Source organism: Pseudomonas sp. GM84, from assembly GCF_000282535.1.
Lineage (GTDB): Bacteria > Pseudomonadota > Gammaproteobacteria > Pseudomonadales > Pseudomonadaceae > Aquipseudomonas.
On sequence record NZ_AKJC01000327.1, the window covers coordinates 23,752 to 32,002 of the forward strand.

General features: G+C 64.7%; 6 protein-coding genes. 3 read left to right on the plus strand and 3 right to left on the minus strand.

The genetic code is table 11. From position 1 onward, the window contains the following. The first annotated feature begins 7 nt into the window (after nucleotides 1-7). Nucleotides 8-2,299 (plus strand): Ig-like domain-containing protein, encoded by a 2,292-nt coding sequence (locus PMI38_RS23815; RefSeq protein WP_008099853.1) that lies wholly within the window; start codon nucleotides 8-10, stop codon nucleotides 2,297-2,299. Nucleotides 2,300-2,352: 53 nt separating this feature from the next. Here PMI38_RS23815 and PMI38_RS23820 read toward each other — a convergent pair whose 3' ends face one another. Beyond that, nucleotides 2,353-3,627: a Y-family DNA polymerase gene (locus PMI38_RS23820; RefSeq protein WP_008099855.1), complete on the minus strand. Its 1,275-nt coding sequence runs from the start codon at nucleotides 3,625-3,627 to the stop codon at nucleotides 2,353-2,355. 134 nt (nucleotides 3,628-3,761) lie between these two features. Between PMI38_RS23820 and PMI38_RS23825 the strand changes: the two genes are divergently transcribed. Next, nucleotides 3,762-4,955 carry an MFS transporter gene (locus PMI38_RS23825; protein WP_008099857.1) on the plus strand — a complete coding sequence of 398 codons (1,194 nt, stop codon included), beginning with the start codon at nucleotides 3,762-3,764 and terminating at the stop codon, nucleotides 4,953-4,955. Here the strand turns inward: PMI38_RS23825 and PMI38_RS23830 are convergent. Continuing rightward, nucleotides 4,950-5,381, minus strand: coding sequence for a LexA family protein (locus tag PMI38_RS23830; protein ID WP_008099859.1), 432 nt, complete (start codon nucleotides 5,379-5,381; stop codon nucleotides 4,950-4,952). The two genes, PMI38_RS23825 and PMI38_RS23830, sit on opposite strands and share 6 nt — an antisense overlap. Before the next feature lie 102 nt (nucleotides 5,382-5,483). Between PMI38_RS23830 and PMI38_RS23835 the strand changes: the two genes are divergently transcribed. Continuing rightward, the gene (locus tag PMI38_RS23835) at nucleotides 5,484-6,188 is read left to right on the plus strand and encodes an SOS response-associated peptidase family protein (RefSeq protein WP_043274096.1); all 705 of its coding nucleotides are present in this window, start codon (nucleotides 5,484-5,486) and stop codon (nucleotides 6,186-6,188) included. A gap of 127 nt (nucleotides 6,189-6,315) precedes the next feature. Here the strand turns inward: PMI38_RS23835 and PMI38_RS23840 are convergent, their stop codons facing one another. Then, nucleotides 6,316-8,133 carry an ABC transporter ATP-binding protein/permease gene (locus tag PMI38_RS23840; protein ID WP_008099862.1) on the minus strand — a complete coding sequence of 606 codons (1,818 nt, stop codon included), beginning with the start codon at nucleotides 8,131-8,133 and terminating at the stop codon, nucleotides 6,316-6,318. Nucleotides 8,134-8,251 lie beyond the last annotated feature (118 nt).

Here is an 8,251-nt window from a genome sequence, read left to right on the forward strand (position 1 = left end):
AGCTAACATGAACAAGTGGCCACGCTTCATCTTCAACACACTGAGCCTGTCCATCGCCATGGTGGGCGGTGCCAACGCCGCGCTGCAGAGTTTCGACCCGGGGCCCTACACCCTCGCCACCGGCCGGTTCCCCATGTGGTATCAGGACTTCAACAATGTGAAGCTGGAGCTCTGCCTGTCCAAGACAGTCAGCTCCCGCGCGCCGGGCACCGTAGCTGCCCCCGGCTACATGTGCACCATTCCGGCCGAAGGCGGCTTCAACCCCGCCGAGCCCATCATCTTCCCCAACAACTGGCCAGGTGAAAGCTTCTGGTTCACCGCTGACGGCAGCGTCGGTGACCGCACCTTCGGCATCGAGCAGTACGTTGCTGCCCTGGAAGCGGTGGCCGGCGAAGGCGAGATCATCGATGGCGAACAGCACAACTTCGCCCGCATCCGCATCCGCGCCGCAGTGCCCACGGCGGGCATGTACACCGTGCGCCATCCGTACGGTACCAAGGTGTACGTGGTTGCCACCCCAGGGCGGCGGGCGATCAACGACACCAGTGATATCGGCATCGCCACGCTCAACTATTCGGGCGCCCTGCAGGGCGCCCTCGGGCCGTTCCTGTACAGCGCGACTGCCCCCAACAGCCTGACCAACGAAGCCGGCCTGGAAATCGCCCGCTACTTCACCGAGACCAACCCGGAAACCGGCCTGCAGGAGAAGTTCGTCGGCGACCCGAACCTTGCGGACGTGGTGCGCGGCAGCCCGATCCTCGATGCCCAAGGCAACCCGCAGAACTATCTGGAGATCTCCGGCCCTGCGGGCACACTGCGCACCGATGTGTTCGCTATCTCCGGCAAGATCTACGACGACCGCACCCAGACGCCGGTGGAAGTGGAGCGCATCACCTACCAGCGTGACAGCAGTGGCTCGCAGGTCGAAATCTTTGCCGACTCGTTCCGTACCAACAGCGGTACCCAGGCACAGACCCCGGCTGCATCGACGGTGTGCTACCGCACCACCCTCACCCTCACCGGCACACCACCGGGACCGTGCCTGCCCAACGCGAATCTGCTGACGGACAACAACGGCTACTTCTACACCACCTTCGCCACCCCCGCCGCGCCGCCCTCCGTGGTGGTGCTGACAGCCAGCGAACTGGGTGGCGCGCACAAACCCACCTCGGTATCACGCACGCCTGTCGATGTGGTGAAGGTCAGTACGGCTCGATACGAGCCGGACAATCACCGCCTGACCATCACCGCGAGCTCCAGTGACAAAGTCCTTAATCCTGGCCTCGTCGCCCAGGGATACGGTCCGCTGCCAGCAGACGGAACGCTGGTGGTCAATGACCTGACCCAGCCACCGGAAAGCGTTACGGTCAAGTCGGCTGCCGGCGGCTCGGACAGCGAACCGGTGACCGTCGCCGGCATCGTCGATGTCCCTGCCGAAAACCAGAAACCGCTGGCCGTGGCGGATACCGTCAGCACCAACGCGGGTGTACCGATCACCATCAACGTGCTGGCCAATGACAGCGATCCCGACAACAACACGCCGCTGACCATCGGCAGCTTCGTACCGCCGGCGGCCGGCCAGGGCACGGTGGCGCTCAATGGCACCACCAGCCTGACCTACACACCACCGACCACCAATGTCCCGCTGCAGGCGACCTTCAGTTACATCGCCAGGGACAGCAAAGGCCTCGATTCGGAACCGGCAACCGTCACGGTCAACGTGACCCCGAACCCGGCACCGGTCGCCACTAACGACACCGCAGCCAGCCAAGGCGGAACGCTGACGCTCAATGTGTTGCTCAACGACGCCGGCAGCACGCCCTTGACCGTACTCCTCCTGACCCAGCCGGCGGCTGGCCAGGGCAGTGTCAGTACCGACGGCACCGTGGTGACCTACACCGCACCGCAGAATGTCACCGCGGCCTTTACCACCACCTTCACCTACCAGGTCCGGGATGCGTTCGGCACACTCTCGGCACCGGCCACCGTCACCGTGCAGGTCACACCGCAGGCCACGCAGGAGAACCTGGTGGTGACCAGCGCCGTGGCACGGGCGCGCGCCAATGACCGCTACACCTGGGACCTGTCCGGGACTTCCTCGGCGGTGGTCGGCAACACCATCACCGCTCAGGTCACAACCGCCAACGGGCTGGTCACGGTGGGCACCGCTACAGTCCCGATCAGCGGCCGCTGGCGGATCTCGACCACCACCACGACGGTGGTGCCGAGCGCCAACCCGACGATCACGATCCGATCCTCGCTTGGCACCGTGCGCACGACACCGTTGCTGATCCAGTAACCCATCGCCCCGCCTCCTTCCCGGAGGCGGGGCTTACCCCTTGACGGAGACGCTCAACATTTGACCGTCCACAACTGATCGATTCGTGTGGTGTAGGACTGGCTCATCATCTCCCTCCTCATTCCCCAATCCGGCGCCACGGGCACGCTGGCAGCCCGCATGGTCCCGCGACCCCAACGCTGGTTGATGTCATCCATCACTTGCATCAGCCGGTCACAGGCCACCGACTGCTTGAGCGCGAACAGGTCCTCTGAAAACTCACCCGGCTGTCGCAGGTCCATGAGCAGCACTTCGGCCTTGCTGTAACGGAAACCCGGCCGGAATAGCCGCTCCACCGCTTCGGTCGCAAGCCGGGTCATCAGCAGCGTGTCGCAGGTGGGATAAGGCAACTCGACCATCACGCCCTGGGCGTGATGCGCCTCGTCCGGATTGAACATCCCGGTACGGATGCTCACGCGCATGCGCTTGCAGACGGAGCGCTGGGCCCGAAGCTTTTCCGCAGCACGCTCCACGTAAGTGGCGACCGCCTGCTTGATCGGCGCGAGCTCGGTCAGGCGGGTGCCGAACATTCGGCTGCAGCAGATCTCCTGCTTCGGCGGCGCGGCCTCGTCCAGTTCAAGGCAGGGCGTGCCGGCCAGCTCGCGGGCGGTCTTTTCCACCACCACGCTGAATTTTTGCCGGAGCGTCCAGGCGTCGGCCTTGGCCAGGTCCATCGCCGTGCGTATGCCCATCGCCTCAAGGTGAGCCGTCATCCGCCGGCCAATCCCCCACACCTCTTGCACTTCGGTATTGCGCAACACCCAATCACGTTTGAACGGGTCGGTGATGTCCACTACCCCACCCGTCTGCGCCAGCAACCGTTTTGCCGTATGGTTGGCCAGCTTGGCGAGGGTCTTGGTGCCGGCAATACCCACGCCTACCGGGATGCCGGTGCACCGCAAGACCCTTGAGCGCACCGTTCGGCCAAACTGGGTGAGGTTTTCCTGAATGCCGGTGAGGTCTGCGAAGCACTCGTCGATGCTGTAGACCTCGCTCGCCGGCACCATCGATTCAATCAAGGTCATGATGCGTTCGCTCATGTCGCCGTACAGCGCATAGTTGCTGCTAAACGCCATGATGCCGTGCCGGCGCAGCTTGTCCTTCACCTGGAAATAAGGCTCGCCCATCTTCACGAAGGGTTTGGCGTCATACGACCGGGCAATCACGCAGCCGTCGTTGTTGCTGAGCACGACGATGGGGGTGCGCAGCAGGTCGGGGCGGAATACGCGCTCGCAGCTGGCGTAGAAGCTGTTGCAATCGATCAGGGCGAATACGGGGGAAGGCTTCATCGGACGGCATCGCGCATACTGTATTTATATACAGTTAATCATATCCCCTCGCGTGGCCGCTACCCGCCCATCCGATTTGCATCCTGCGCCCTGGCTCCTACAGTTTCGAACGTAGCGCCACAGCCGAGGTTGCGATGCGAAGCGTCGAGAAAACCGCCCACACGGCCTTGCCGAAGATCCCACGCAGCGTCTGGGCACTGGGGTTCGTGTCGATGTTCATGGACATTTCCTCGGAGATGATCCACGCCCTGTTGCCGCTGTACATGGTCACCGTGCTCGGCACCTCGGTGGTGGCGGTGGGCGTCATCGAAGGCATCGCCGAGGCCACCGCGTCGATCACCAAGGTGTTTTCCGGCGCCCTCAGCGACCGGCTGGGCAAGCGCAAGCTGCTGACGGTGCTGGGGTACGGCCTGGGCGCGCTGACCAAGCCGGTGTTTCCCATGGCGTCGGGGCTGGAATGGCTGATCGGGGCGCGTTTCGTCGACCGTGTCGGCAAGGGCATCCGCGGCGCGCCGCGGGACGCGCTGGTGGCCGATGTGACCCCGGTCGAGCTGCGGGGAGCGGCGTTCGGCCTGCGCCAGGCGCTGGACACGGTTGGCGCGTTCCTCGGGCCGTTGCTGGCGATCCTGCTGATGTGGCTGACCGCGAGCCATTTCCAGACGGTGTTCTGGGTGGCGGTGATCCCGGCGTTTCTCGCCGTGTACATCCTGGTGGCCTTCGTCCGCGAACCCCCGGCCTCGACACCGGCGCAGCCGCCACGCTCACCGCTGGCGTGGCACGAACTGGCGCGGTTGGGCCCGGCCTACTGGCGCCTGATCGGCCTGGCCATGCTCTTCACCCTGGGCCGTTTCAGCGAGGCCTTCCTGCTGCTGCGCGCCCAGGACATGGGCCTGGCCCCCTTGTGGGCGCCCGCCGTGCTGGTACTGATGGCGCTGGCCTACGCGCTGTCGGCCTACCCCGCCGGTGTGCTGTCGGACCGTATCGGCCGCCGCGGGGTGCTGATGCTGGGGCTCGGCTTGCTGATCGCTGCCGACCTGCTGCTGGCGCTGATGCCGGGCTGGGCCGGGCTGGCGCTGGGCGTGGCGACCTGGGGGCTGCACCTGGGCTTTACCCAGGGCATCTTCGCCGCACTGACCGCCGACAGTGCGCCGGCCAACCTGCGCGGCACGGCCTTTGGCCTGTTCAACCTGCTGACCGGGCTGGCGCTGCTGGCCGCCAGCGTGGTGGCAGGGCTGCTGTGGGATGGGGTGGGCTTCCAGGCGACCTTCCTGGTGGGAGCTGGCTTTGCCGGCGCTACCTTGGCGGCGGTAGCGATGAAGGCTTCATGAGTGCGGGTCGTGGCTGCGCACGCTGAAGGTGACCACGCCCCAGATGGTCAATTCGTCACCCTCCATGATGTAGCGCGGCGCGAAGCCCGGGTTTTCCGAACGCAGCACCACCTGCCCACCGATACGGTGCAGGCGTTTGCACAAGGGCTCGCCGTTGACGGCGGCAATCACGATATGGCCATGGCGCGCTTCGATCGAGCGGTCGACCAGCACCAGGTCACCGTCGAAGATCCCGGCGCCCTGCATGCTGTCGCCGTCTATCCTGACCAGGTACATGTGCGGCGCCCGCAGGTTGAACAGCTCGTCCAGCGAGATGGGTTGCTCCATGTGGTCCGCCGCCGGCGAAGGGAACCCCGCCGGAATGCGAAACAGGTAGCGCGGCAGCGCAGCGCCGCCGCAGGTGAGCGGCCCCAGGATGGAAGTCATGTCGCAGCCTTGCATGATAACTGTATACATATACAGTAACGATATGCCTGCGGTGCGGTCAATTGCCCCCGTAGGAAATTTCGACAAATGGGGGTGCATACCATGTGCGGACGCTTCGCCCAGTACCAGGGGCTGGCCGATTACCTGCGTGAGCTGGACGCCGAGCAGGACGTGATCAGCGGTTACGACAATGCGCCCATCGGCCGCTACAACGTGGCCCCCGGCAGCCGCGTGCTGATCCTGCACAATGCCGCCGATGGCCTGCGTATCGACCCCTGCCATTGGGGCTGGGCGCCGTTCTGGGCCACCGGCAAGCGGCCTGCGCCGATCAATGCGCGGGTCGAGACGGTGACCACTGGCAAGTTCTTCAAGGCCCTGTGGCCTCAGGGGCGGGCCTTGGTGATGGCCGACGGTTGGTACGAATGGGTTACCGACCCGCATGACCCCAAGCGCAAGCAGCCTTATTTCATTCGCCTGAAAAGCCAGGCGCCGATGTTCATGGCGGCGCTGGCCGAGGTGCGTGCAGGGTTGGAGCCGAACGAAGGGGATGGCTTTGTGATCATCACGGCAGCGAGTGACGCGGGGATGGTCGACATCCATGATCGCCAGCCGCTGGTGCTGGGGCCTGCGGATGCGCGGGCGTGGATCGACCCCGAGGTGCCCGCCGAGGAAGCCGAGCGGCTGGCTCGGGAGCAGTGTTTGCCGGTGGAGGCCTTTGAGTGGTTTGCGGTGGGCAAGGAAGTGGGGAATGTGCGTAACGAAGGGGCGGAGTTGATTGTGATGCTCGATGGTGAGCATCTGGCCTGAATGTGGGTTGCCTGTACCGGCCCTTTCGCGGGGCAAGCCCGCTCCCACAGGTACACCACAAATCTCGATGGCTGTGGTGTACCTGTGGGAGCGGGCTTGTCCCGCGAAGAGGCCAGCAAAGGCCGCCTTACACCTGCAGCTCTACCTCGGGCTGCTGCTCCAGGAACAACCAACCACCCTGCCCATCCACTTCCAGCCGATGGGTATGGAAGTCCGCCAGCGTACTGCGATGCCCGACGCTCACCAGCAAGGTCTGCGGCATCTCGTTGCGCAACAACGAATACAGCATGTGCTCCAACCCCTCATCCATCGCCGACGTCGATTCATCAAGGAACACCACCTGCGGCCGGTTGAACAGCACCCGGGCGAACGCCAGGCGCTGCTGCTCACCCACCGACAGAATGTGCGACCAGTCGCAGCTCACCTCCAGCCGATCCACCAGGTGCGCCAGGTTGACCTGGCGCAGGGCCTGCTGCATGCGCGGCGCGTCCTCGGCCGTGCTGCCCGCCGGGTAGGCGATGGCGGTACGCAGGTCGCCCAGCGGCAAGTACGGGCGCTGCGACAGGAACAACGCCTGGGTGCCCGTGGGTCGCCTGACCTCACCCTCGGCATAAGGCCACAGGCCCGCCAGGGCGCGCAGCAAGGTGGTCTTGCCACTGCCCGAGGGGCCCTTGATCAACAGCGCCTGGCCAGCGTGCAGGCGCAAGTCGAGGTCGGCGATCAGCGCATGGCCGTCGGGGCGCAACACCTGCAGGCCGGTGATATCCAGGGTATGTGCCTGCTCCTCGGTGAGTACCCGCGGCAGCGCGGCGGCTTGCTGGTTGGCGTCGAGAAAACCGGTCAGACGATCGAGGGTGGCGCGGTACTGGGCGAAGGTGTCGTAGGACTCACGGAAGAACGACAGTGAATCCTGCACCTGGCCGAACGCCTGGGCGGTCTGCATGACATCGCCAAGCTTGATCGCGCCGCTGAAGAACCGTGGCGCCTGGAGAATGAACGGGAACACCACGGCAACCTGGCTGACGCCCAGGTTGAAACCGCTGAACTTCAGGTTTCGGAACACCAGCGCCCAGACATTGACGATCAGTGCACCGAAACGCCCGAGCAGGGTCGCCCGCTCCACCGGCGCACCTTGGTAGAAGGCAATGTTCTCGGCATTCTCGCGCAGGCGCATCAGCGCGTAACGGAAGTTGGCGGTGAGTTTTTCGTTGAGGAAGTTCAGGCGGATCAACGGTTGGCCGAGGCGGAAGGCGATCCAGGTGGCGACCAGCACGTACAGGTAGACGGCAAACACCATCGCCCGGGGAATTTCGTAGCCGGCCACCGCCAGCGGTGCCGACAGGCCCCAGAGGATACCGGTGAAGGCTACCAGCGACACCAGCGCACTGACCGCGCCGAGGGCCAGCGACACCGAGTTGGTGACGTAGGAATTGATGTCCAGTTCGATACGTTGGTCAGGGTTGTCCACCGGATGTTCGAGGAACTGGCCGCGGTAGTAGGCATCGCCTTGCATCCAGTCATGGGTGAGGCGTTCGGTCAGCCACACACGCCATTGGATGCTGAAGGCCTGGGTCACGTAGAAGGTGAACAGCGAACGCAGCACATGGATGGTCGCCAGCACCGCGAACACCCCGAGCAGGTACCAGAACGCGGTTTGATCGAGGGCCTGCAGGGCGCTGTAGAAGCCGTTGTACCAGAACGAGAACAGCACGTTCAGGCGCACCGAGAACAGTGTCAGCACCAGCAGCAAGGCGAACACCAGCAAGGGCCGCCAGCTGCGCCGGAAGGTGAAATAGGGCCCGGCCAGTTGCCAGAACTGGCTGCCCCAGCGCGTGTAGCGCACAGCCAGGGCAGCGGCGGCGGTGAAGCCGATGAGGGTGATGAACGAGGCGATTGCGAGCCAGATCAGGCTCTCTTGCAGGGCCTGGTGCCAGTTCATGTCCATGGTGGGTATCCGTGCAGAGTGTTTCCGCGAGCGTAGCATTGCGGGCGGACTCGCCCGGCATTCATGACGGACATTTCATGTTTTCTGTACCGGCCCTATCGCCGGCAAACCGGCTCCC